Annotated in this window: 17 protein-coding genes; 7 read left to right on the top strand and 10 right to left on the bottom strand. The window is 70.4% G+C overall.

Annotated elements, in window-relative coordinates:
- Positions 1-22: 22 nt before the first annotated feature.
- Positions 23-1258 carry an alginate lyase family protein gene (locus tag AB0M67_RS16930; protein WP_365746155.1) on the bottom strand — a complete coding sequence of 412 codons (1236 nt, stop codon included), beginning with the start codon at positions 1256-1258 and terminating at the stop codon, positions 23-25.
- A gap of 230 nt (positions 1259-1488) precedes the next feature.
- On the bottom strand, positions 1489-4071 hold the full coding sequence (gene glgP / locus AB0M67_RS16925) for an alpha-glucan family phosphorylase (RefSeq protein WP_365746154.1): 2583 nt from the start codon (positions 4069-4071) through the stop codon (positions 1489-1491).
- Between the two features lie 550 nt (positions 4072-4621).
- Here glgP and AB0M67_RS16920 point away from each other — a divergent pair.
- The 4 genes from AB0M67_RS16920 to glgB all read left to right on the top strand — a co-directional run bounded on the left by AB0M67_RS16920 (position 4622) and on the right by glgB (position 12695).
- Positions 4622-6619: an alpha-1,4-glucan--maltose-1-phosphate maltosyltransferase gene (locus AB0M67_RS16920; protein ID WP_365746386.1), complete on the top strand. Its 1998-nt coding sequence runs from the start codon at positions 4622-4624 to the stop codon at positions 6617-6619.
- Entirely contained in the window at positions 6616-8337 is a 1722-nt protein-coding gene (treS, locus tag AB0M67_RS16915) for a maltose alpha-D-glucosyltransferase (RefSeq protein WP_365746153.1), read from the top strand. Before AB0M67_RS16920 ends, treS begins: the two co-directional genes overlap by 4 nt.
- 267 nt (positions 8338-8604) lie before the next feature.
- Entirely contained in the window at positions 8605-10107 is a 1503-nt protein-coding gene (locus AB0M67_RS16910) for a phosphotransferase (protein ID WP_365746152.1), read from the top strand.
- Positions 10108-10217: 110 nt separating this feature from the next.
- The gene (glgB, locus tag AB0M67_RS16905) at positions 10218-12695 is read left to right on the top strand and encodes a 1,4-alpha-glucan branching enzyme (RefSeq protein WP_365746151.1); all 2478 of its coding nucleotides are present in this window, start codon (positions 10218-10220) and stop codon (positions 12693-12695) included.
- Between the two features lie 103 nt (positions 12696-12798).
- Here the strand turns inward: glgB and AB0M67_RS16900 are convergent, their stop codons facing one another.
- Both AB0M67_RS16900 and AB0M67_RS16895 read right to left on the bottom strand, forming a co-directional pair.
- Positions 12799-13962 (bottom strand): glycosyltransferase, encoded by a 1164-nt coding sequence (locus AB0M67_RS16900; protein WP_365746150.1) that lies wholly within the window; start codon positions 13960-13962, stop codon positions 12799-12801.
- A gap of 147 nt (positions 13963-14109) precedes the next feature.
- Positions 14110-16392, bottom strand: coding sequence for an ATP-binding domain-containing protein (locus AB0M67_RS16895; protein ID WP_365746149.1), 2283 nt, complete (start codon positions 16390-16392; stop codon positions 14110-14112).
- 253 nt (positions 16393-16645) lie between these two features.
- Here AB0M67_RS16895 and AB0M67_RS16890 point away from each other — a divergent pair, with 253 nt between their 5' ends.
- Positions 16646-17275: a GntR family transcriptional regulator gene (locus AB0M67_RS16890; RefSeq protein ID WP_365746148.1), complete on the top strand. Its 630-nt coding sequence runs from the start codon at positions 16646-16648 to the stop codon at positions 17273-17275.
- 15 nt (positions 17276-17290) lie between these two features.
- On the opposite strand, the gene AB0M67_RS16885 is transcribed toward AB0M67_RS16890, so the two are convergent.
- From AB0M67_RS16885 to AB0M67_RS16875, 3 genes are all read right to left on the bottom strand, one after another.
- Positions 17291-18058: an NPP1 family protein gene (locus AB0M67_RS16885; RefSeq protein WP_365746147.1), complete on the bottom strand. Its 768-nt coding sequence runs from the start codon at positions 18056-18058 to the stop codon at positions 17291-17293.
- A 366-nt stretch (positions 18059-18424) separates the two neighbouring features.
- Positions 18425-19237 (bottom strand): carbon-nitrogen hydrolase family protein, encoded by an 813-nt coding sequence (locus AB0M67_RS16880; protein ID WP_365746146.1) that lies wholly within the window; start codon positions 19235-19237, stop codon positions 18425-18427.
- Positions 19238-19346: 109 nt separating this feature from the next.
- Positions 19347-20672, bottom strand: a complete 1326-nt coding sequence (locus AB0M67_RS16875; RefSeq protein WP_365746145.1) for an MFS transporter — start codon at positions 20670-20672, stop codon at positions 19347-19349.
- Between the two features lie 166 nt (positions 20673-20838).
- On the opposite strand from AB0M67_RS16875, the gene AB0M67_RS16870 reads away from it, so the two are divergent.
- On the top strand, positions 20839-21531 hold the full coding sequence (locus tag AB0M67_RS16870; protein ID WP_365746143.1) for a DUF2848 domain-containing protein: 693 nt from the start codon (positions 20839-20841) through the stop codon (positions 21529-21531).
- An 88-nt stretch (positions 21532-21619) separates the two neighbouring features.
- Here the strand turns inward: AB0M67_RS16870 and trxA are convergent, their stop codons facing one another.
- Positions 21620-21952 (bottom strand): thioredoxin, encoded by a 333-nt coding sequence (gene trxA, locus AB0M67_RS16865; protein ID WP_365746142.1) that lies wholly within the window; start codon positions 21950-21952, stop codon positions 21620-21622.
- Positions 21949-22419, bottom strand: coding sequence for a MerR family transcriptional regulator (locus tag AB0M67_RS16860; protein ID WP_365746141.1), 471 nt, complete (start codon positions 22417-22419; stop codon positions 21949-21951). Before AB0M67_RS16860 ends, trxA begins: the two co-directional genes overlap by 4 nt.
- A gap of 310 nt (positions 22420-22729) precedes the next feature.
- Between AB0M67_RS16860 and AB0M67_RS16855 the strand changes: the two genes are divergently transcribed.
- Positions 22730-24133, top strand: coding sequence for a glycoside hydrolase family 16 protein (locus AB0M67_RS16855; RefSeq protein ID WP_365746384.1), 1404 nt, complete (start codon positions 22730-22732; stop codon positions 24131-24133).
- A 169-nt stretch (positions 24134-24302) separates the two neighbouring features.
- Here AB0M67_RS16855 and AB0M67_RS16850 read toward each other — a convergent pair whose 3' ends face one another.
- Positions 24303-25337, bottom strand: a complete 1035-nt coding sequence (locus tag AB0M67_RS16850; RefSeq protein WP_365746140.1) for a hypothetical protein — start codon at positions 25335-25337, stop codon at positions 24303-24305.
- Positions 25338-25340: the final 3 nt, after the last annotated feature.

Raw genomic sequence — 25340 nt, 5'->3', positions numbered from 1 at the left:
GCGGCTGGTCGTCGGTCCGAACCTAGTTCGGGTTGCCCGCGTTCGTCAGCGTCTCCCAGGCCACGAACAGATTGTTCGTCCCCGACGGCCGCTGCTGCTCCGTGAGCCGCTGGGTATTGGTCATCGCGTAACCCAGCCGCGTGTTGAGCGCGTTGTAGCCGACCTCGGTGATCGGTCCGAGGCCGCGCGTCACACTGCCGCCGCAGAGCGAGGACGGTACGGGCTCGGCCTGGATCTCGTACTTCGCCTGGAAGCCGAGCGCCTGCCGCAGCCGCTCGCCGACCTGTGGGAACAGGTCCTGGCCCTGGAGGCGCGCGGTCTCGTAGACATGGCCGACGGACGAGATGCCGTAGCCGGTGTGCACGAAGTCGCGGCAGGTCTCCTGGGTCAGCCCGGTCATGAAGGTTCCCTGGCCCTGCCAGTAACCGACGATCTTGTCACGGGTGTTGAGGTTCTGGCTCGGGACGGTCTTGGGCAGCGCGCCGTCCGAGGCGAGATAGATATAGGCGGGCACCCGGACGAGGTACTTGCTGATCGCCCTGTCGTAGCTCGCCCCGTCGTCGAGGAAGACGGAGATGCTGACCGCCGCCTCCATCATCGTCAGCTCCCAGTTGCCGTTGGAGTTGGAGCCGTTGATGATCTCGGGCAGATAGACCGTGCGCAGCATCGTGGAGAACCGCCCGGCGTTCGGCCAGTTCCCGTACACATGCTTGATGATCTCGGCGGCCTTGGGCCACGAGGACCCGGCCCATCCGGTCTGGAGCGGGGCGTTGCTGTTGGTGTGGTCCTGGATGGAGTTGGACCAGGCGTCCATGAGCTGGATCGCCTTCTGCGCGTAGCGGTCGTCGCGGGTGATGTACCAGGCGAGGGCGTCGGTGTACGCGGCGATCGCGTCCTCGCGCTCGTCGGTGCAGCCGTTGTTGGGGTTGGAGTACGAGCCGCACTCGACGATCGCGCGCGGCTTGGGCGTCCGCGAGAGGCTGGCGTACTTGCTGGCCATCATCTGGTCGTAGGCGCCCTTCCAGGGCTGCGCCCCGGCCTGCACCTTGCCGCGGATGAAGTCGAGTTGGGCGGTGTTGAGGTTCACCCCCGGGTGGGTGAAGTTGGCCGGCGCGGCGGCGACCGCGGCGGTGGCGGGCTTGGCCGGTGCGGCGTCCGGCGCCTTCTCGGCGGAGGCGGATGTCATGAAGGCGGCGGCGAGCACGCCGGCGAGGGCCGTGGAGAGTCCGAGGACTCGGGGGATGGATCCGGGGCGCATGTGGGGGTGCCTTCCGGTCGCTGGACGTCCTCAACTCGATTCACTCACATGAATGTGGGATCGGGTTGTGAACCGTTGGTTGAGTGAGGAACGTAGAACCATCCCATGGACACGTCAAGGTCTGGACCATTGGACCGGTCGAGAGGGCGGAGCAGCGCACGGCGGTCGGGCAATGCGAAGGGCCGGACACCCGAAGCTGTCCGGCCCCTCATGACCTGCGTGAGCGGCCCTCACCTCAGCAGCACGCCCGCGCCCTCCCCCGTCGCCTCCGTCGGCAGCGCGACCAGCCCCAGATCCGCGCTGGTGGCGAGCAGCGGATGGGCCGGCAGCACCCGGACCGTGTAGCCGTACGGGCCCGTACGGTCCAGGGCGAGCGGGCCCTCGTACACCCAGCGGCCCTCCAGATCGGGCCCGCCGGCCGGTTTGAGCGGGAAGGTCTGGGCATCCACGATCGTGTCGTCGGAGCCCACCCGCCCCGCGACCGCCTGCACTTCGACATCCTCCGGGCGCAGTTCGCCGAGGCCGACGCTCACCCGCAGGGAGAGCGTGGAGCCCAGCTCGGCGCCGCCGCCCGCCCCGCCCCCGACACCGGTCGCCGCGACCGTCTCGACATGGTCGACCGACACATACGGCCAGAGCGTGCGCGTGCGGTACTTCCAGGACGCCAGCTCCGAGGCGGTCTCGGCGTCCAGCGCGCGATGGGCGGCGGCGGCCGGGGCGTACAGCCGCTCCACATACTCGCGCACCATCCGGCCCGCGAGCACCTTCGGCCCGAGCGACACCAGCGTGCGCCGGACCATCTCGATCCAGCGGTCCGGCAGTCCGTTCCCGCCGCGGTCGTAGAAGCGGGGTGCGACGCGGTCCTCGATCAGTTCGTAGAGCGCGTTCGCCTCCAGTTCGTCCCGGCGGTTCTCGTCGGCGGACGAGCCGTCGGCGGTGGGGATGGCCCAGCCGAAGTCCGGCTCGAACCACTCGTCCCACCAGCCGTCCAGGACGGACAGGTTGAGACAGCCGTTGAGCGCGGCCTTCATTCCGCTGGTGCCGCACGCCTCCAGGGGCCGCAGCGGGTTGTTGAGCCAGACGTCGCAGCCGGGGTAGAGCTTCTGGGCCATGCCCATCCCGTAGTCGGGCAGGAAGACGATGCGGTGCCGCACCCGGGGATCGTCGGCGAACCGCACCAGCTCCCGCACCAGCCGCTTGCCGCCGTCGTCCGCGGGATGGGCCTTGCCCGCGACGACGATCTGGATCGGCCGCTCGGGGTGCAGCAGCAGCTCGGTCAGCCGCTCGCGGTCGCGCAGCATGAGGGTGAGGCGCTTGTACGAGGGGACCCGGCGGGCGAAGCCGATGGTCAGGATGTCCGGGTCGAGGACGCCGTCGATCCAGCCCAGCTCGGCGGCCTCGGCACCGCGCTGGCGCCAGGAGGCGTGCAGGCGCGCGCGCACCTCGGTCACCAACTGCTCGCGCAGGGCGCGCCGTACGGCCCAGACGTCGGCGTCCGGGACGCCCTCGGCGTCGCCGAGGCGGGCCATCTCGGGGGCCACCCAGGTCGGTGCGTGCACCCCGTTGGTCACGGAGGTGATGGGCACCTCCGACGGGTCGAAGCCGGGCCAGAGTCCGGCGAACATCCGGCGGCTGACGGCGCCGTGCAGGGTGGATACGCCATTGGCGCGCTGGGCGAGCCGCAGGCCCATCGCGGCCATGTTGAAGAGGTTCGGCTCGCCGCCCGGGTAGGACTCCATGCCGAGCCCGAGGACGCGCTCGGCGGGCACCCCGGGCAGTTCGCCGTCGTCCCCGAAGTGGCGGGCCACCAGATCGCGGTCGAAGCGGTCGATCCCGGCGGGCACCGGGGTGTGGGTGGTGAAGACCGTACCGGCCCTGACGGCTTCCAGGGACGCCTCGAATCCGAGACCGCCCGCCATCAGCTCGCGGATGCGCTCCAGGCCGAGGAATCCGGCATGGCCCTCGTTGGTGTGGAACACCTCGGGCTCGGGGTGGCCGGTGAGCCGGCAGTACGTACGGACCGCCCGGACCCCGCCGATGCCGAGCAGCATCTCCTGGAGGAGGCGGTGTTCGCTGCCGCCGCCGTACAGCCGGTCGGTGACCTCGCGTTCGCCCGGCCCGTTCTCCTCGACGTCCGAGTCGAGCATCAGCAGCGGGACGCGCCCGACCCGCGCCTGCCAGACGCAGGCGCGCAGCGAGCGGTCGCCCGGCAGGGTGAGAACGATCCGGGCGGGGGTGCCGTCCGGCTCGCGCAGCAGTGTCACCGGGAGTTCGTTGGGATCGAGGAGCGGATACTGCTCCTGCTGCCAGCCGTCCCGCGAGAGCGACTGGCGGAAGTAGCCGTGCCGGTAGAGCAGCCCGACGCCGATCAGTGGTACGCCGAGATCGCTGGCGGCCTTGAGATGGTCACCGGCGAGGATGCCGAGGCCGCCGGAGTACTGCGGCAGGGCGGCGGTGACCCCGAACTCCGGCGAGAAGTAGCCAATGGCGGCGGGCAGCTCGGCGCCCTGCTCGTCGCGTTCCTGGTACCAGCGATCGCCGCGCAGATAGGTGTCGAGACCGGCCGCCGCGGCGGCCAGCCGGTCCAGGAAGGGACGGTCCCCGGCCAGCTCGGCGAGGCGCGCGGCGGACACCGCTCCGAGCAGCCGTACGGGGTCGCGGCCGGTGGCCCGCCAGCCGGCGGGGTCGATGGATTCGAAGAGTTCACGGGTCTCTGTATGCCAGGACCAGCGCAGATTGCGGGCGAGGTCGCTGAGCGGTTGGAGTGGTTCGGGCAGGACGGGGCGGACGGTGAACCGACGGATTGCCTTCACGTGTTCCACCTTCGCAGGGGACATACGAGCCACAGGGGACGCACCACGTTGTGCGACCCGCCGTCCCTTTGACGGTAGCCCCACCTCACCCTCCGCAACCACGGCGCACACGCGCACTCACCCGGGGGAGTCCGCGCCGTGCTCCCCAATTCATGGCCTGAACCTTGCCGTTAGTGACCGTGCGCCCCTGCTGTTCCTGTACGCCGCAGTAGTTAACAATCCGCCGGATTGCCCACCCGAAAAGAGTGGGAAGGCTCCCCCGGTACACCCGGCACGTACGCATGTTCATCGCACCGCACACGAGCGCGTCCCTACACAATTGAGGACGATTCCAGCGCTATTCGAGTGAACGCGGACAGGAGCGGCCATGCCCGCAGCCTCCCAGTCGTCTACCGAGCAGCTACAAAGAACATCAAAACCTCGCAAAGACAGCAGATCTTCGGAGGACAGAAGATCCTCCGCAGCCGCACCACCCGGTCATCCCGATCGGTCAGCTCCACCCGCCCTGCCTGTCACGCCCGCACAGCCCTCAGGTGATCCAGTGAAACCGCTGATTGGTCGCATTCCCGTCCTGGACGTACGCCCGCTCGTCGACTGCGGCAGACGCCCCGCGAAGGCGGTGAGCGGTGAGTCCTTCCTGGTCACCGCGACCGTCTTCCGGGAGGGTCATGACGCCGTCGCGGCCAACGTCGTCCTCATGGACCCCAGTGGCCGCCCCGGCCCCTGGACTCCGATGCGTGAACTCGCCCCTGGCACCGACCGCTGGGGCGCGGAGGTCACACCCACCGAGGAAGGCCGCTGGACCTACACCGTCGAAGCGTGGAGCGACCCGGTCGCCACCTGGCGCCACGCCGCGAGCATCAAGATTCCGGCAGCCGCCGACGAACACGACATCGCCCTCGTCCTCGCGGAGGGCGCCGCGCTGTACGAGCGGGCCGCCGACGGCGTACCGAAACGCGACGGCCGGGAGGCCGTGCTCGCCGCCGCGGACACCCTGCGCGACGGGACACTGCCCGCGCGGGCCCGGCTCGACGCCGCGCTCGCCCCCGAGGTCGACGCCGCCCTCTCCCGCCATCCGCTGCGCGATCTGGTCAGCTCCTCGCGCCCCGCTCCCCTGCTGGTGGAGCGCGGGCGGGCACTCTTCGGCTCCTGGTACGAGCTGTTCCCGCGCTCGGAGGGCGCGGTCGTCGAGAAGGACGAGCCGCCGGTGAGCGGCACGTTCAGGACGGCCGCCGAACGGCTCCCCGCCGTCGCCGCGATGGGCTTCGACGTCGTGTATCTCCCGCCGGTCCATCCCATCGGCACCACACACCGCAAGGGCCCCAACAACACCCTCACCCCCGCCGCCGGGGATGTCGGTGTGCCCTGGGCGATCGGCTCGGCCGACGGCGGCCATGACGCGATCCACCCCGATCTCGGCACGATCGAGGACTTCGACCACTTCGTGGAGACGGCCCGCACCCTGCGGATGGAGGTCGCGCTCGACTTCGCGCTCCAGTGCTCTCCCGACCACCCCTGGGTCACGAAGCACCCCGCGTGGTTCCACCATCGCGCCGACGGCTCCATCGCGTACGCGGAGAACCCGCCGAAGAAGTACCAGGACATCTATCCGATCGCCTTCGACAGCGATCTGCGCGGTCTGGTCCGGGAGACCAGCCGGATCCTGCGCTACTGGATGGCCCACGGCGTGCGGATCTTCCGCGTCGACAACCCGCACACGAAGCCGGTGCTCTTCTGGGAGAAGGTCATCGCGAACATCAACCGCACCGACCCCGATGTCATCTTCCTGGCCGAGGCGTTCACCCGGCCCGCGATGATGCACACGCTCGGCGCGATCGGCTTCCAGCAGTCGTACACGTACTTCACCTGGCGGAACACGAAGCAGGAGCTGACCGACTATCTGACGGAGCTGTCGGGGGAGGCAGCCGCGTACATGCGGCCGAATCTCTTCGTCAACACGCCCGACATCCTGCACGCCTATCTTCAGGAGGGCGGCCGGCCGGCCTTCGAGGTACGGGCGGTGCTGGCCGCCACGATGGCGCCCACCTGGGGTGTCTACGCGGGATACGAACTCTGCGAGAACACCCCCGCGAAGCACGGCAGCGAGGAGTACCTCGACTCGGAGAAATACCAGCTGCGGCCCCGGGACTGGGAAGCGGCCGAGCGCGAGGGCCGCACCATCGCCCCGCTGATCACCGCGCTCAACCGGATCAGACGACGGCACCCCGCGCTGCAACAGCTGCGCGACATCCACTTCCACCACGCCGACAACGACGCGGTCATCGCGTACAGCAAGCGGTCGGGGACGGACATCATCCTGGTGGTCGTCAACCTCGACCCGCACCACACCCAGGAGGCGACGGTCTCGTTGGACATGGAGCGGCTCGGCCTCGACAGGCACGAGACCGTCCCGGTGCGCGACGAGCTCACCGGCGAGACCTATCACTGGGGCAGAGCCACCTACGTGCGCCTAGAGCCGGGCGTCACGCCCGCGCACGTCGCGGTTCTGCGACCGTCCCCGCCGATCGGAGGGTCACCCACATCATGATCGTCAATGAGCCCGTCCACGACACGTTCGAGGACACCCCGGCCAAGGACCGCGATCCCGACTGGTTCAAGCGTGCTGTCTTCTACGAGGTCCTGGTGCGTTCGTTCCAGGACAGCAACGGCGACGGCATCGGCGACCTCAAGGGCATCACGGCCAAGCTGGACTATCTCCAGTGGCTCGGAGTGGACTGCCTCTGGCTGCCGCCGTTCTTCAAGTCACCGCTGCGCGACGGCGGCTACGACGTCTCGGACTACACGGCGGTGCTCCCCGAATTCGGGGATCTCGCCGACTTCGTGGAGTTCGTCGACGCCGCGCACCAGCGCGGTATGCGCGTGATCATCGACTTCGTCATGAACCACACGAGTGATCAGCACGACTGGTTCCAGGAGTCCCGCAAGGACCCCGACGGGCCGTACGGCGACTACTACGTCTGGGCCGACGACGACAAGCAGTACCAGGACGCCCGGATCATCTTCGTCGACACGGAGACGTCCAACTGGACCTTCGACCCGGTGCGCAAGCAGTACTACTGGCACCGCTTCTTCTCCCACCAGCCGGATCTCAACTACGAGAACCCGGCGGTGCAGGAGGAGATCATCTCCGCGCTGCGCTTCTGGCTGGATCTGGGCATCGACGGCTTCCGACTGGACGCCGTGCCGTATCTGTACCAGCAGGAGAACACCAACTGCGAGAACCTCCCGGCCACCCACGAGTTCCTCAAGCGGGTACGGAAGGAGATCGACGCCAACTATCCGGACACGGTGATCCTCGCCGAGGCCAACCAGTGGCCGGAGGATGTCGTCGACTACTTCGGCGACTACGGCGCGGGCGGCGACGAATGCCATATGGCGTTCCACTTCCCGGTGATGCCGCGGATCTTCATGGCCGTACGGCGTGAGTCCCGCTACCCGGTCTCGGAAATCCTGGCGAAGACCCCGGCGATCCCGACCGGCTGCCAGTGGGGCATCTTCCTGCGCAACCACGACGAGCTGACCCTCGAAATGGTCACGGACGAAGAGCGCGACTACATGTACGCGGAGTACGCCAAGGATCCGCGGATGCGCGCCAACATCGGCATCCGGCGCCGGCTCGCCCCGCTGCTGGACAACGACCGCAATCAGATCGAGCTGTTCACCGCCCTGCTGCTGTCGCTGCCGGGTTCCCCGATCCTCTACTACGGGGACGAGATCGGGATGGGTGACAACATCTGGCTGGGCGACCGGGACGCCGTACGGACCCCGATGCAGTGGACGCCCGACCGGAACGCCGGGTTCTCGTCCAGCGACCCCGGCCGGCTCTATCTGCCGACGATCATGGACCCGGTCTATGGCTACCAGGTGACCAATGTGGAGGCGGCGATGGCGTCGCCGTCCTCGCTGCTGCACTGGACGCGGCGGATGATCGAGATCCGCAAGCAGAACCCGGCCTTCGGCCTCGGCTCGTACACGGAGCTGCCGTCGTCGAACCCGGCCGTGCTCGCCTTTCTCCGTGAGGCGCCCTCCCAGCAGGGCGAGGGTGACGATCTGGTGTTGTGTGTGCACAACTTCTCCCGCTTCGCACAACCCACGGAGCTGGATCTGAAGGAGTTCAGCGGGCGCTGTCCGGTCGAGCTGATCGGCGGTGTGCGGTTCCCCGCGATCGGTGAGTGGCCCTATCTGCTCACCCTGGCCGGCCACGGCTTCTACTGGTTCCGGCTGCGCAAGGATCCCGCGGCCTGACCACGCCGCGCCACCCCGCTCAACACCGCTCACTCGTTCACGCGGTGTTGACCGGGGTCCCGTGCCGGGCGGTTTCCACCGCCCCGCACGGGGCACGCTCCTCCACATCCAGTTCGATCGATTCGATCAAATTCGTATTGAGTTCGTACGGAATCGATCCGTACGGATCATCCTCACCCGACACGTCCCGCACAGCCGGACAGCCATTGCCGCAATCCGGGACACTCTGCGCATCCTGTGGTGTGCCCGGGGAAAGGACGCGATGCCATGTCGAAGGCTGCATCCACCCGGATCACGCCGCGCCCCGCAACTGCTTCGCCCGTCGCCCCGTCCGTCGCACCGCCCGTGTCACCGGCCCTGTCGCCCGCCGACGCGAGAACGCTGGTCGGCTCGCTCGCTCCGCTGCTCCACGACTGGCTGCCCCGCCAGCGCTGGTTCGCGGGCAAGGGCCGTCCCGTCACCGGCTTCGTGCCGGTGACGGTCACCGAACTGCTGCCCGTGGACGCGGCCGGTCCGGGTCTGCTGCATCTGCTCGTACGGGTCGAGCAGCGCGGAACCTCCGGTACCTCGCGGTCGATTCCGTCGTCCCCCTCCTCCACCCCCTCCGGGGTCCCGTCACCCGCCGGTGACTGCTATCAGCTGCTGCTCGGGGTACGGAAGGCGCTGCCGCCGCGCCTCGCCTCCGCGCTGATCGGCCACCCCACGCAGGGGCCACTGGCCGGCCGTACCGTCTACGAGGCCCTGCACGACCCCCAGCTGGCCGAACTGCTGCTGGAGCGGCTGCGCTCCCCCGGTGCGCTCGGCCCGCTGCGATTCGACCGGGCGAGCGCCGTACCCGCCGGGCTGAGCGGCCGGCTGCTCGACGCCGAGCAGTCCAACTCCTCCCTGGTCTATGGGGACGCCTACATCCTGAAGATCCTGCGCCGGGTCTTCCCCGGCCCGCACCCCGATCTGGAGCTGCCGCTCGCGCTGGCCGCCCAGGGGTGCGAGCGGGTGCCCGCGCCGGTCGGCTGGTTCGAGGCCGCCGACCCTTCGGGCAGCGGGGACTCCCTCACACTCGGCGTCCTCCAGCCCTATCTGCGCGGCTCGCAGGACGGCTGGCAGCTGGCGCTCTCCTCGCTCGCCCACGGCAGGGAGTTCATCACGGAGGCCCACGCCCTGGGGCGGGCCACCGCCGAGGTGCACACCGCGCTCGCCGCCGCGCTGCCGACCGTGACCCTGGGCCGCAGACAGACCGCGCAGTTGGCCGACGGGATGGCGGAACGCCTGGAGTCGGCGGCGCGTGCGGTGCCCGCGCTCCTGCCGTACGCCGCCGGGCTGCGCACCGCCTTCGACGCGCTCGCCGGGCTCGACGAGGCCGGGCGCGGCCGGCCCGCCCAGCGTGTCCACGGCGATCTGCATCTCGGCCAGACACTGCGGACGCCGGACGGCCGCTGGTCGGTCATCGACTTCGAGGGCGAGCCCGCAAGACCGCTCGCCGAACGCCGCCGCCCGCAGCCGCCGGTCCGCGATGTGGCGGGCATGCTCCGCTCCTTCGACTACGCGGCCCGCTCCCACGAGCCTTGGCGCCCGGACTGGGCGGCGCGCTGCCGGGAGGCGTACTGCGAGGGGTACGCCACGGCCGGCACCGACCCGCGCGCGGAGCCCGAGCTGCTGCGCGCGTACGAAACGGACAAGGCGATCTACGAGGTCCTGTACGAGGCGAGGCACCGCCCCGACTGGCTCCCGGTCCCGATGGCGGCGATCCGCCGACTGGCCGCGGGCGCCTGACACATCCGGCCGGAGGCCCCTCGCCCCTGTTCCCCGTACCGGCCTGTCCGGCCCCGCTCCCCACCCGTTCGACCGTCCAGCAGCGAAGCCCAGCCGAGGAGGCAGCCCCCGTGACCGCCCGCACGCCGTCCGACCGTTCGTCCGACAGCTCGTCCCAGCCCGAGCTTCCCACCGCCTCGCTCCCGGTCCCGGCGCCCGCCGCCGGGACCGCGCGTCCGGGCGCGGGCAAGGCCACCGCCAAGAAGGGGAAGAAGCCCGCGCGCCGCAAGGCACCGCCGGCCCAGGCGGCCCCTCCCGCCCCGGCGCAATCGGCGGCCCCGGCGGCGGCTCCCACGGCGCCCCGGCCGCGCGGGCAACGGGGTGGCGGCCGTCGGGTGCGGGCCGCGCGACCGCTGGGCACCGGTGACCGGGAGCGGCTGCTCTCCGGTGCGCACCACGATCCGCACGGGCTGCTGGGGGCGCATCCCGTGAAGGACGGTGTCCTCTTCCGGACGCTGCGGCCGTACGCCCGCGCCGTCACCGTCGTCGCCGAGGAGCTGGAGGTCCGAGCCGAGCTGAACGACGACGGGGACGGCTTCTTCTCCGGGGTGCTGCCGCTGCGCGCGGTGCCCGCGTACACGCTCCGCGTCCGCTACAGCGACGCCGCACAGGAGCTGAACGAGCTGGAGGTCCGGGATCCGTACGGCTTCCTGCCCGCCCTCGGGGACCTGGATCTGCATCTGATCGGCGAGGGCAGACACGAGGAGCTGTGGAAAGCCCTCGGCGCCCGGATCATGACCCACCAGGGCGTCAGCGGCACCCGCTTCACCGTCTGGGCGCCCAACGCCCAAGGCGTCCGGATCGCCGGTGACTTCAACTACTGGGACGGTACGAGCCTTCCGATGCGCTCGCTCGGCTCCACCGGGGTGTGGGAGCTGTTCGTGCCGGGGATCGGCGAGGGCACGCTCTACAAGTTCGACATCACACGGCCCGACGGTTCGCACACCTTGCGCGCCGACCCGATGGCGCGGCGCACGGAGGTACCGCCCGCGACCGCGTCCGTCGTCACCGAGTCCCACCATGTCTGGCACGACGCGGAGTGGATGGCGCACCGCGCCGACCGTCCGGTGCACGAGTCGCCGTTCTCGGTGTACGAGGTCCATCTGCCTTCCTGGCGACCAGGTCTGACGTATCGTCAGCTGGCCTCCCAGCTGCCCGCGTATGTCAAGGACCTCGGCTTCACCCATGTCGAGCTGATGCCGATCGCCGAGCATCCCTTCGGCGGCTCCTGGGGCTATCAGGTCACCGGCTACTACGCGCCGACCTCCCGGATGGGCACCCCGGACGACTTCCGGTATCTCGTGGACTCCCTGCACCGCGCGGGCATCGGGGTGCTCGTCGACTGGGTGCCCGCCCACTTCCCCAAGGACGACTGGGCGCTGGCCCGGTTCGACGGCCGTCCGCTGTACGAGCACGCCGACCCGCAACGGGCCGAGCACCCCGACTGGGGCACGCTGGAGTTCGACTACGGGCGTACGGAGGTGCGTAACTTCCTGGTCGCCAACGCCGTCTACTGGTGCGAGGAGTTCCATGTCGACGGGCTGCGGGTCGACGCGGTCGCCTCGATGCTCTACCTCGACTACTCGCGCGAGGAGGGGCAGTGGACCCCCAACGAACACGGCGGCCGGGAGAACCCGGACGCCGTCGCCTTCCTCCAGGAGATGAACGCCACCGTCTACCGGCGCTGTCCCGGTGCGGTGACCATCGCCGAGGAGTCCACGGCCTGGAACGGGGTCACACGCGCCACCCACGATGTCGGGCCCGACGGCTACGGCGGGCTCGGTTTCGGCCTGAAGTGGAACATGGGCTGGATGCACGACTCCCTGGACTATGTCTCCAAGGAGCCCGTCCACCGCAAGTATCACCACGGCGAGATGACCTTCTCCATGGTGTACGCGTACAGCGAGAACTACGTCCTGCCGATCTCGCACGACGAGGTGGTGCACGGCAAGCGGGCGCTGGTCTCCAAGATGCCCGGTGACTGGTGGCAGCAGCGCGCCAACGAACGCGCCTATCTCGGCTTCATGTGGGCCCATCCCGGCAAGCAACTCCTCTTCATGGGACAGGAGTTCGCCCAGGGGGCGGAGTGGTCGGAGGGGCACGGCCCGGACTGGTGGCTGCTCGATCCGTCGTACGCGGCCGAGCCCGACCACCGGGGGGTGCGCGATCTGGTCCGCGATCTCAACGCGGTGTACGGCGCGACGCCCGCGCTCTGGCAGCGGGACACGGTCCCCGAGGGCTTCGCGTGGGTGGACGGCGACGCGGGTGAGGACAATGTCTTCGCGTTCCTGCGGTTCGACGCGGACGGCTCGCCGCTGCTGGCGGTCTCGCACTTCTCGCCGGTGGTGCGCCATGAGTACCGGCTCGGTGTGCCCGAGGAGTTCGCCGCCTGGACGGAGGTCCTGAACACGGACGCGGCGCGCTACGGCGGCGGCGATGTGCTCAACGCGGACCCGCTGAAGCCCGAGTCGGTGGCGGCACACGGCCGGCCGGTGTCCGTCCAGCTGACGCTGCCGCCGCTGGCGACGGTCTGGCTGCGACCGGTCTGATACGGAGGTCTCTCTCTTCCGCCCGCGCGTGAGGAGGTGGCGCCGCCCGATGTGCTGGGCGGCGCCACCTCGTCGTTCCGCGATCAAGAGCCGGGGCTCGGGCTCAGGCCACCGGCGCCTGCTCCGCCGCCAGGGTCGCGGCCACCTCGGCGGGGGACGGCATCGCGGCGATCTGGTCGGCGACCGTACGGGCCGCGGCCCGGAAGCCCTGGTCCGCCAGTACGGCGGACGCGGCCTTGGCGACACCCTCGGGGGTGGCCATGCCCCCCGGAAGGCCCAGTCCGGCGCCCGCCGCGGCCACGCGGTCGGCCTGGATGAACTGGTCGGCGCCCTGGGGGGCGACCACCATCGGGATGCCCGCGGCGAGCGTGCCCAGGGTGGTGCCGGCGCCGCCGTGGGTCACCACCAGGTCCGTGTCGCGGAGCAGTTCGCTCAGCGGGGTGAAGCCGACGAACGTCACCCGGTCGTGGTCGACGTCGAAGTCCTCGGCGGACGCGGTGAGTCCGAGCGTGACCCGCAACTCCAGGTCCGACCGGGACAGTTCACGCAGGATCGGGCTGAGCACCTCGGGCGCGGAGAAGACCGTGCCGAAGGTCACCAGCACGCGCGGACGCCGTGGCTCGGGGTCGGCGGGCGCCGATGTCCCGGCCGGCTCCGACGACCCCTGTCCGGTCCGCGTCTGCCCGTGGGGCTCCGGGCGCAGCGGCAGCCGTCCCGCCGGAGGCCGCCAGCCGTCCTGCTGCATCGCGGGCGGGCAGGTGTCCAGGTAGTGGGCGGCGGGGCGGGGGGTCAGACCACGTTCGGCGTAGCGACGTTCGACGTTCGCGTCCATGGCCGCGGCGAAGTCGGGCGGCAGGGCGGGACCGTACGCGAGGTTCGCCACCGGCACATCGAGGGCGGCGGCTACCAACGGACCCACGCAGTCGGCCAGTTCGGTGACGATCAGCTCGGGCCGCCAGTCGCGGGCGGCGGCCAGCGCCTCGTCCGCGGTGCGGTCGACCCGGACTCCGGCGAAGAGCTCGCCGACCATGTCCGGAGACGGCTCGCCCTCCGGCCGCTCGCCGGTCTCGCGAGTGAAGTCCGCCACCAGCACATCCATGGTCGGTCCCGCCGGCAGTAAGTCGAAACCTTCCCGGGCCAGTACGGGAGCGAGGCCGCCCGCGGTCAGGAACGCCACGTCGTCGCCTCGTTCACGGAACGCGTGGGCGAGGGGGAGTTGTGGCAACAGATGGCCATGGGCGGGAGTGCTTGAGAAGAGTATCCGCATATCGATCAGCGTATTGCTCCACCGAATTCAGGGAGCGGAATCCGGACTCCGGGCATACGGACCGCGAGCGGACGGACGCGCGCACGAGTACGCGCGGTCCGCCCGCGGCCTGGGCCGGCCCACGGCGTGACCCCTAAGGCGTGACCCCTACTGCGTGGCCGTCTTCAGCCGGGACGGGACCTCCGCGTCGCGGACGATCCCGAGCCGCTGGGTCGCCCGGGTCAGCGCCACATACAGATCGTTGGTGCCGCGCGGCGAGCCGTCCATGATCCCCTCCGGGTCGACGACGATCACCGTGTCGAACTCAAGGCCCTTCGCCTGTCGCGCGTTGAGCAGCACGACGGGCCGGGTCAGATCGGGCGCGATACCCCAGGAGGCGTCGGGCAGTTCGGCCGCGAGCCGCGGCAGCAGCGCGGCCGGGGCGATCACGGCGAGCCGGCCCTCGCCCGGCCGATCGACCGCCAGCCCGGCCGCCGTACGGGCCAGATCAGCCGGTTTGGCGGAGCGTACGACCGGCCCCTCGCCCGTCGCGCGCACGGACCTCGGCGGCTCGAAGAGCGGATCCGTCAGTCGCCGTACCTCGGCCGCGACCTCCATGATCTCGGCGGGCGTACGGTAGTTGACGCCCAGCCTGGACAGCTCCCAGCGCTGCTGTACGTACGGCTCCAGGATCTGCTGCCAGGAGTCGCAGCCCGCCGCGTCCCCCGTCTGGGCGGGGTCGCCGACCAGGGTCATGGACCGGCTCGGGCAGCGCCGCATCAGCAACCGCCAGGCCATCGCGGAGAGTTCCTGTGCCTCGTCCACGACGATATGGCCGAAGGCCCAGGTGCGGTCGGCGGCGGCCCGCTCGGCGGCGCTGCGGGTGTCCGTCTCCTCGTGCCGCTCCGCGAACCGCTCGGCGTCGATGATGTCGTGCGCGGCGAGGACCTCCGAATCCTCGTCTTCCCTGTCCTCGAACTCCTGCGTACGGGAGCCGTAGGACAGCTCAAGCACACCCTGCGCGTAGGCGATCCGCTCCTGGCGCTCCAGCGCGGCGGCGGCGCGGGCGGCGCTGTCGTCCTCACCGAGCAGTTCGGCGGCCTCGTCGAGCAGGGGTACGTCCGCCGGGGTCCAGTCGATCCTGGCGTCGGCGCCGGTCCGGGGCCCGCAGCGGCGTACGGCGGCGGCGTCGCGCGGGCCGAGCAGGGCGCCCGGATCCGCCAGGAAGTCGGAGACGAGCTGCTGCGGGGTGAGCCTCGGCCACAGCGTGTCGATCGCCGCCTGTACCTCGGGGCTGGTGGCGATCTCCTTGCCGAGCTGGGCGATGTCCGTGGGGTCGAGGAGGTTGGGACCGCCGAGCGGGTCGGCGCCGATCCGGTCCGCGAGCTGTTCGGTGAGCGCGTCGATGATCCGGAAGGCGAAGGTCGGCCGGGCGGGGTTGTGCGGCAGTCCGGTGTCCCGGGCACGCTGCCGTGCCTCGTACACCGTGTCGCGGTCGAGTACCAGCGTGCCGTACTCGGCGTGCGCGATCTCCAGGACGGGGCGGGGCAGCGATTGCCGGCCGCGCAGCTCCTCGGCCAGTACACGCGCCATGTCGGCCCGGCCCTTGACCTCGGCCGCCTCGGGGGTGTCCGTTCCGGTGGCCCGTACGCCCGGGAACAGCTCCCCCACGGTCGACAGCAGCACACCGGTCTCACCGAGCGAGGGCAGCACCTCGCCGATATAGCCGAGGAAGGCGGGGTTCGGCCCGACGATCAGCACGGCGCGGCGGGCCAGCTGCTCGCGGTACGCGTAGAGCAGATACGCCGCCCGGTGCAGCGCGACGGCGGTCTTGCCGGTGCCGGGACCGCCCTCCACCACCAGCACACCGCGGTGCGGCGCGCGGATGATGCGGTCCTGCTCGGCCTGGATGGTCTGCACGATGTCGCTCATCCGACCGGTACGCGCGGAGTTCAGCGCGGCGAGCAGTACGGCGTCACCGTCCGGGTCCTCGTATCCGGTTCGCGTGGTATCGGTGAGGTCCATGATCTCGTCATGCAGCGCGGTGACCAGGCGCCCGTGGGTGGTGAGGTGGCGTCGTCTGCGCAGCCCCATCGGGGAGTGGCCGGTGGCGAGATAAAAGGGACGTGCCACAGGGGCCCGCCAGTCGATCAGCAGCGGGGTACGTTCCGGGTCGTCCCGTCGCATTCCGATGCGCCCGATGTGATGGGTCGTTCCCTCGCTGAGATCGATCCGGCCGAAACACAGACCGGACTCCACCGCATTCAGCGCGGACACGCGGCCCGAGTGTTCCGCGACGCTGATATCGCGCTCGACGCGGGCCTGCCGCACGGTGGTGACCTGCCCGATCGACGCCTCCACGGCGGTCTCCGCCTGCTCCCTCAAGGCATCGAGACGCTCATAGAGGAGGGAGACGAATTGCTGCTCATTCTGCAATTCCTCGGTTGACAATTCAGCCCCTGTCCGATACACTGCTTTCCAGTGACCTGGTCCATGTCGTTATTCATCGAAGACATGGAAACAGTCAATATACGCAGAGGCACACCCCGGTCGTCAATTCGATCCGGGGTCTTTTTATGTTCCACACCTTTTTCGCACATATCGACCGTCGGCGTCCCCGCCCCCTCGGCGCACCCTCGGCGCCCCCTCGGACGGATCGCTGGCTGTATACTCGTTGTATGCAACCTTCGCTGTGGGGGAAGTCATGACGTCGGGCAGGGAGAAGGCGTACGCGTTCCTCAAGGAGAACGTGCTCACCGACCCGGACAGACAGGGCGAGTTCCTCTCCGAGCAGGAACTGGCGAACCGCATCGGGGTCTCCCGTACCCCCATTCGAGAGGCGCTGCTGCTGCTCGCCGCCGAGGATCTCGTACGGCTGGTCCCCAAGCGGGGGGCGCAGATCGTACCGCTGTCGGGGCGGGAGATCACCGAACTGATGGAGCTGCGCGGCATCGTCGAGCGGTACGCCGCGGAGCAGGTCATCCCGGGAGACCGGGACGGACTGGTGGCCGAGTTGACCGGGCTCCTGGAGCGCCAGCGGACCCTGAGCGGGCCCGAGCACGCCAAGGAGTTCATCGCGGTGGACCATCTCTTCCACGCCACGATCGTGGCCGCGGCGGGCAACTCGCTGCTCAACCGGCACTACGACGGGCTGCGCAGCCGGCAGATCCGGGCCGGGGTGGTGGCGCTCTACAACCAGCAGGGGCGGCAGGAGTCCGTACTGACCGAGCACCGCGCGATCCTGGCGGCGATCGCCTCCGGTGACCGGCCGGCCGCGCACAGCGCGATCGACGGTCACCTGGAGACGACGCTCAAGGTCCTGCTCGCCGGTTAGGGCCTTTCGTCTGGATCAGGCGTTGGGGTCGAACGGGATGCCGACCGGTTTGGCCTTCTCCAGATGGCTGTTGAAGTTGCCGTCCTTGAGGCCGAAGACGGCGCTGCCGAAGTTGGCCTGGCTCAGCTTGTCGCGGAGACCCTCGGGGTAGCCGTTCCAGCCGACCAGCGTCGGGAACTGCCAGCCGCCCTTGTGGTTCTCCGGCGGCTCGTCGTTGGTGTTCGCGGCGCGGAAGCAGTGCGTGCCGATGCCGTCCTTGTGGTAGACGACCTTCGGGTGGGTTCCGTCCCAGCGGATCTGGTCACGGGTGTGGATGTTGAAGTTGCCGTGGGCGGAAGTGGAGACGTACTGGGCCACGTTGTTCTGCGTCCACACCACGACATGTTCCCAGTCGTGACGGTGCCCGCCGAGCCCGCTGCCGGCCACGGCCTGGTCCTTCTCGAAGTAGAGGCCGTAGATGGTCGCGCACCAGCCGTTGTTGCACTTGGACCGCGCGTATCCGTTGGTGTTGTCGAGGTCCCACGAGTCGCGGCACGAACCGTTGACGGCCCCGGTCGTGTTGAGGCCGGGGGCGATGGTTCCGTCCGGGCCGATGGCGGGAGTGGGGTAGCAGCCGTCCGTGTCGTAGTCGAACGCCGGCTGGAACGTCTGCTCCAGACCGTCCGCGTTGCCGGGCAGAGCCTTGGGGGGATCGGCGAGCGCGCTGCCCGGTACAGCGACGACCAGCGCGATGGCACTGCCGAAAATGAGCGAGACCTTGCGGATGCGCGAGCTTTTCTTCACTGCGTCCTCCTGATCGGCCGCGACGTGGGGGGTACGCGGTCCGGTTGACATGCCCGGCTCAGCTTCGCCCGCCCTCGTTGACGCGTCGAGCATCGCCGGATGTCGGAGCGATGAAAGGTCGGCCAATACGGAGGGGGGTGCAGGAGACCGGAGTTACCCGCTGGGTGAAGTGTGACGGCAGAGGACGCCGAAGTGAAGCGGCCGAAGTGAAGTGGCCGGGCAGTCGAGTTGAGCCGACGCGTGTGTACCGCTTCGGCTCAACTCAGGGCCGTTCGGCTTGTGTTGGGCAATCGGGTTGGGCCATTGAGGTGGGCAACTGGGTTGGCCACACGGGACCGGTCGATCGGGGTGGTCAGCTCCGGGTCGTCAGCTCGGGGTGGGCAGCCTGCGGTTGGCCAGAACGGGAACGGCGCGGCGGACCGCGGCGACCTCGTCCAGGTCCACATCCGCGAGCAGCATCCCGGGGCCGGCGCCGAGCCGCTGCCGTACGGTCCCGTCGGGACCGACGAGGGCGCTGTGGCCGATCCCGGTGGGAGCCGTCGACTTCGTACCGGACGCCGCGGGATCGGAGGCCGCGGGATCCGCCTGGCCCACGGCGGCGAGCCAGAGCGTGGCGTCCAACGCCCGGGCGCGGATGAGGAGTTCCCACTGCTCGCGCTTGCCGGGGCCGGCGCCCCAGGAGGCGGGGAGCAGCGAGAGCACCGCTCCGGCGTCGGCGTGCGCCCGGAACAGTTCGGGGAAGCGGACGTCGTAGCAGGTGGCCAGGCCGATCCGGACGCCGTCCACCTCGATGGTCACCACCTCGGAGCCCGCCGCCACGGTGTCGGACTCGGCGAAGCCGAAGGCGTCGTAGAGATGGATCTTGTCGTAGGCCGCCTCGACGCCGGGGCCGGTGGCGAGCAGGGTGTTGGCCACCTTGCCGTCCGGCGCCGGAGTGAACATGCCCGCGACCACGACGAGTCCGGTCTCCTCGGCGAGCCGCCGCACCGCCGTCGCCCAGGGGCCGTCGAGCGGCTCCGCGAGCGGCGCCAGGGGGGTGCCGAAGCAGGCCATCGCGGCCTCGGGGAAGACGAGGACGCGGGCGTTCTCCGCCGCGGCGCGGTGGGCCTCGGCGCGAAGGAGTTCGAGGTTCCGCTCGGGGTGGGGGCCGGTGGTGAGCTGGCTCAGCGCGATGCGCATGAGGTGGTTCCCTTCTCGGGGCTCGGGGCTCGGAGCTCGGGGCTCGGATCTCGGAGCTCGGGGCTCGGGTGTCGGTCTCGGGGCTCGGATCTCGGGTACGGCGTACCGCTCACGCCTGTACGCGGAGGGGCTGTTCCGTACCGGTCAGCTCCTCGTCGTCGGCCGGGTTCCCGTCGCGGCCCAGGGACAGGCCGACGACCGTGACCACGGCGGTCAGCGCGACATAGAGGGCCAGCGGGATCCAGGAGTCGTACGCGTCGAGCAGCGCGGTGAACAGCAGCGGCGCGACGGCTCCGCCGATCACCCCGGCCAGCGTGTACGCGAGTGAGGAGCCCGTGTAGCGCAGACGCGGCGAGAACTGCTCGGCGATGAAGGCCGCCTGCGGCCCGTACATCAGCGAGTGGATGGCCAGCGCCACCACGACCCCGAGTGCGAGCAGCGGCCAGTTGCCGCCGCTGGTCATCGGGAAGAACAGGAACGGCCAGACGCCCGCGGCCACGGCGGAGACGCCGTACAGCAGGCGCCGGTTGATCCGGTCGGAGAGGGCCCCGGCCAGCGGGATCAGGAAGACCTGGAACGAGGAGCCGATGAGGACGGCGGCCAGCGCGGAGCCGCGCGACATGCCGAGTTCGCCGGTCGCGTAGGTCAGGACGAAGACGGTGAACAGCGCGTACAGCACATCCGGGGCGACCCGGCTGAGGATCGCGGCCGTGAGCGCGCGGGGATGCGTGGTGAAGACCTCACGGATCGGTGCCTCGGGACGCTTCTGCTCGGCCTCCATCGCCTTGAAGACAGGGGTTTCCTCAAGCTTCGCGCGGATCCACAGCCCGAAGACGACCAGCACCCCGGAGAGCAGGAAGGCCACACGCCAGCCCCAGCTGGTGAACTGATCCTCCGTCAGCATGGCGCCGAGAGCGGCGAGTACACCATTGGCCATCAGGTTGCCGGCGGGCGGGCCGATCTGGGCGGCCGAGGCGAAGAAGCCGCGCCGGCGCGGATCGCCGAACTCGCTGGAGAGCAGTACGGCCCCGCCCCACTCGCCGCCGACACCGACTCCCTGGGCGAAGCGGAGGATGACGAGCGCGATGGGCGCGGCCACGCCGATCGTGGCGTAGGAGGGGAGCAGACCGATCAGGAGCGTCGCGGCCCCGATCAGGACGAGGGTCGCGATGAGGACCTTCTTGCGGCCGATCTTGTCGCCGAGGCGGCCGAAGACGAAGCCGCCCAGGGGCCGGGAGACATAGCCGACGGCGTAGGTGGAGAAGGCGAGGAGCGTGCCGGTGGCGGGGTCCTCGGAGGGGAAGAAGACATCGCCGAAGACCAGCGCGGCGGCCACGGAGTAGATGGCGAAGTCGTACCACTCCAGGGCGGTCCCGGTGAGGCTGGCGAAGAAGGCGCGGCGGACCGCGGACCCGCCCAGCGATTGCGTTTCCATTCCCTTACCCCTGCTCGTGTCCATGTTCGTGCTGTTCTTCACGATGTCCGTCCTTGCTGAGGTGCGCTATCGACCTTCCGGCATACTTCTTGTATACAGGTCGTATGCGCAAGCCTTCCGCGCAAAGTTAACCTCGCCGATACCGCGATCGATGTGGAGAAACCCCATGGCGCTGCTGACCTTCGAACTGCCCGACGGCACCACCAGGCGCGTCGATGTCGTCCAGGTGCTCAACGCCGGATACGCCGGCCGCAGCCAGGACGATGTCGCCGCGCACGTGGCGGAACTCGCCGAGCTGGGGGTGCCCGCGCCGTCCGTGACGCCCGCGCTCTACCCGGTCGCCCCGTATCTGGCCCAGCACACCGACCGGGTCAGCGTCCAGCACGGACGCACCTCGGGCGAGGCGGAATGGGCCCTGGTGGTGGACGGCGAAGGGGAGCTGCTGCTGACGGCCGCCTGCGACCACACGGACCGTGAGCTGGAGGTGCACGGTGTGGCGTGGAGCAAGAACGCGGGCCCGGATGTCCTCGCCCGGCGCGCCTGGCGGCTGGCCGACGTACAGGACCGGCTGGACGCGCTCACCCTGCGGGCGTGGGTGACCCACACCGGCTCCGGGGAGGAGAACCTCATCCAGGACGGCACGCTGGCGGAGCTGCTCACTCCGGGGTACTGGGCCGAGGTGCTGCGGGAACGCGGCGATCTGGTGCCGGGTACGGTGCTGATCTCCGGCACCATCCCCATGGCCGAGGGCGTGGACCAGTTCGCCGACCGCTGGCGGGTCGAGCTGGGCGACGCGGCCACGGGGGACGTGATCGAGCTGGGCTACGACGTGGTGCGGATGCCGGCGCCCATCGGCTGAGCCGCCGTTGGCGTCGTCGCCTTTGGGGAGGGGCCGGGGTGGGACCCGTACGGGATGTACGGGATCCCGTCCCGCTCACCTCGAAGCGTCAGATCACCTCTTCCAGCTCCTGGAGAAGCTTGCGCTTCGGGCGGGCGCCGACCATGGACTTCACCGGTTCGCCCGCGCGGAACACCATCAGCGTCGGCATCGCGAGGACCCCGTACCGCGCCGTGACCTCGGGGTTGGTGTCCACATCGAGCTGGACGACCTTGAGCCGGCCCGCCTGCTCCCCCGCCACGGCGCTCAGCACCGGTGCGAGCTGCCGGCACGGACCGCACCAGTCGGCGGTGAATTCCACGAGCACGGGGAGTCCGGCCCCGAGCACCTCGTTGTCGAAGTCCGTGTCCGTCACGGCGTCGACACCGTCTATCACGATCATTTCGCTGTCTCTCCTCGATTGGTACGACCGAATTCACGCGCGCTCGTATGCGGTGTCAGTTCGCACAGCGGCTCAGGACCGCCCGGCACCTCCGCCCGGTCCGCCAGCCCGGCCCGCGCCGCCTCCGCCTGCGCGAGCTGCGCCCCGACCCGGGCCCGTACCGACTGAAGCTCACCGATCAGCCCGTCCAGCTCGCCGAGCTTGCGGCGGTAGACGGCGAGCGAGGCGGGACAGGAGTCCCCGGCCGGATGCCCGGCGCGCAGACACTCCACGAACGGCCGCGTCTCCTCCAGGTCGAACCCGACGTCCTGAAGGGTCCTGATCTGCCGCAGGAGGCGCAGATCGCTCTCGTCGTAGGTGCGGTAACCGTTGACCGCCCGCCGGGCGGGCAGCAGTCCGCGTGACTCGTAGTACCGCAGAGTCCGTGTGGTCGTCCCCGCCCGCTCCGCCAGCTCGCCGATTCGCATGTCTTCGACCGTAATCCTTGACGCCGAGGTCAAGGCAAGCCGAGGTCAAGGCAAGGAGAAAGGCATTGACGCTCTGCCCCGGCGCCGCTACAAGACGTACTGAGAGCGCACTGAGAGCGCTCTCAGTCCAGTCTTCTCAGTCCCCCTCGTCAGTCCCCCTCGGCACCATCCGCACCGGAGGTGTTCCTTGAGAACGAGTCCCGTCAGAGCCACTCCCCGCACCCCCAGCACCCCCCGCACTCCCCGCGCCGCCCGCACTCCCCGCACTCCCCGCGCCGCCCGCACGCCTCTCATCGCCGCGATCCTCGCCATGACCGTCGCGCTCGCCGGGTTCATCGGCGTCACCGGCGCCGGCACCGCCCAGGGCGCGATACCGCCCGCTCCCGGCTGGAACCTCCAGTGGAGCGACGACTTCAACGGCGCGGACCGTACCCCGCCCTCCCCCGCCGACTGGCAGACCGACACCGGCCACGGCTACCCCGGCGGTCCCGGCAACTGGGGCACCGGCGAGATCCAGAACTACACCGCGAGCCCGGACAATCTGAGCCTCGACGGCAACGGAAACCTCCGTATCACCCCGCTCAGGGACGGCGCGGGCAACTGGACCTCGGCCCGGGTCGAGACCCGGCGCGCCGACTTCAAGGCTCCGGCGGGCGGCACCCTCCGTATCGAGGGCCGTATCCAGATGCCGAACGTGACGGGCGAGGCCGCGCTCGGCTACTGGCCCGCCTTCTGGGCCCTCGGCTCGCCGTACCGGGGCAACTACTGGAACTGGCCGGGTATCGGTGAGTTCGACATCATGGAGAACGTCAACGGGATCAACTCCGTCTGGGGCGTGCTGCACTGCGGGGTGAGCCCGGGCGGCCCCTGCAACGAGACCACCGGACTCGGCGCCAACCGCGCCTGCCCCGGGGCCAGTTGCCAATCCGCGTTCCATACCTACCGCTTCGAGTGGGACCGCGCGGTCACCCCCAACGAGCTGCGCTGGTACGTGGACGACCAGCTCTTCCACACCGTGCGGCAGAACCAGATGGACGCCGGTACCTGGGCCAATATGACCGAGCACGCCGGGTACTTCATCCTCCTCAACGTGGCGATCGGCGGGGCGTTCCCCGACGCGCTCGGCGGCCGGACCCCGACCGCGGCGACCGTCCCGGGGCGCCCCATGCTCGTCGACTACGTGGCCGTCTGGACCCGTGGCGGCACACCCCCGACGGATCCCCCGACCGACCCGCCTCCGTCGGGTTCCGCCACGCTGTACGCGCGGACGGGCGCCGGACTCGGTGACTCCACCGGCTCGGCCTCCTCGGCCACCCTCGCCACGGCGGGCGGCGCCAACTACGACGGCACACCCCACACCCCGCAGGTCTTCACCTCCAGCGGGATCACGCGTACGTACAACGGCGGCGTCACGCAGTTCGACCTGTTCGTGGACTCGGGGACATCGGTCGGCAACGGCCAGCAGGTGAGGGTGAGTTACGACCGTACGGGCGATGGCACCTGGGACCGTACGGAGACCTACGAGTACTTCGCGACCGATCCGGTGTCCGGCTATGAGCACTACACCCAGGCCAGGGGCCTGAAGTCGGCCACCGGATCGCATGGCGACCTGGTCAACGGGAAGGTGAGGATCGAGGTCTGGAACGCCATCGGCACCGGCGCGAGCACGCTGGGGATCGGCAACCAGTCGGTGATCCGGATCCCGTTCGCCTGACGCCGTTCTCCCGTTCGCGCGGCGCGGTTCTCCCGTTCGCCTGACGCGGTTCTCCCGTTCGCCTGACGCGTATCAACGTCAGCCAACGCGGTTCGGCGTCGCCCGACGCGGCACCAGCAGGCCGGTACGGACCGCCGCGTCCGTACCGGCCGGGCATGGGCGGCGGGACTCAGCCGCCGGATCGCGGGGCGGTGATCCGCGCCTCGACCGGAATGTTCCGGTACCAGAAGCCGCACAGCCCCTCCCAGATCTCCCGTTCGGCCGCGCTGCTGAGCACCTCGGGCGCGGGCGCGGGCGCGGGCTCGGGCGGCGGCTGCTGCCGCTCCGCGGGTCCCGCCTCCGGCGTGGGCGGCCGGCCGCCGTGCCGGGCCGTGTCCAGCAGCAGACCCCGGTAGAGGTCGAAGGCCACACGGAGCTGCTGCCCGTGCACCACGGCGGCGGCGAGCGCGGCCCGGTAGCCGGTCAGCGCACTGAGCGCGCCGGCCACGGAACAGACGGCGGCGAGCCAGGGCGCGCCGCCCACCGCCACCGTGCAGACCGGGGCGGCGACGGTGAACACCACGGACAGCGCGGCGGCGGCGAGCGCGGCGTCGAGCCGGGCCCGGCTCGACGCGAACGTGCCGGTGAACGGGGCGGGCAGCAGCGGGAACAGCCGGGGCCAGACGAGCACGGCGTCGATTCCGTACCGGGTACGGGGGTAATCCTCGGCGCCGCGCAGGACATTGCCGAGGCGCGTCGACAGTACGGGCACGCCGGGCAGCGGGTAGTGCAGATAGAGCGTCTCGTACGCGTCCGGGCCGCCCGCCCGTACATCGCCGCGCAGCTCCGCGCGGGCCCGTTCGTGACGGCTCGCGCGTCGCGCCCCGAGCCGTCGGCCGAAACGCCCCGGCCAGTACCCCTCGGCCCAGCGCAACAGGGTCACCCGGTGGGCGGCCAGCAGGGCGGTGAGGAGGGTGACGGCGAGGACGAAGCCCGCCGCGTGAACGGTACGCACGCTCGCGGGCCGGTCGCTCCAGGTGGCGATGGCCGTACCGAGTCCGGTGCCTGGCCCCGTACCGAGCTCGGCGGCAGAGCTCGCTTCCGTGGCCGCTTCAAGAGTGATCCCGAGGAGGACGGCCGAGAAGACGAGAGCGGGGAGGGCCGAGGTGAGGAGCAGGCGCCGGCTCGTACCCGCCAGCGCGTCCCGGAACACGTCCGCGATCACGTC

This window comes from Streptomyces sp. NPDC051662, assembly GCF_040681655.1.
In the GTDB taxonomy this organism is placed as follows: Bacteria; Actinomycetota; Actinomycetes; order Streptomycetales; family Streptomycetaceae; genus Streptomyces.
This window is presented reverse-complemented; position numbering and strand designations above follow the sequence as displayed.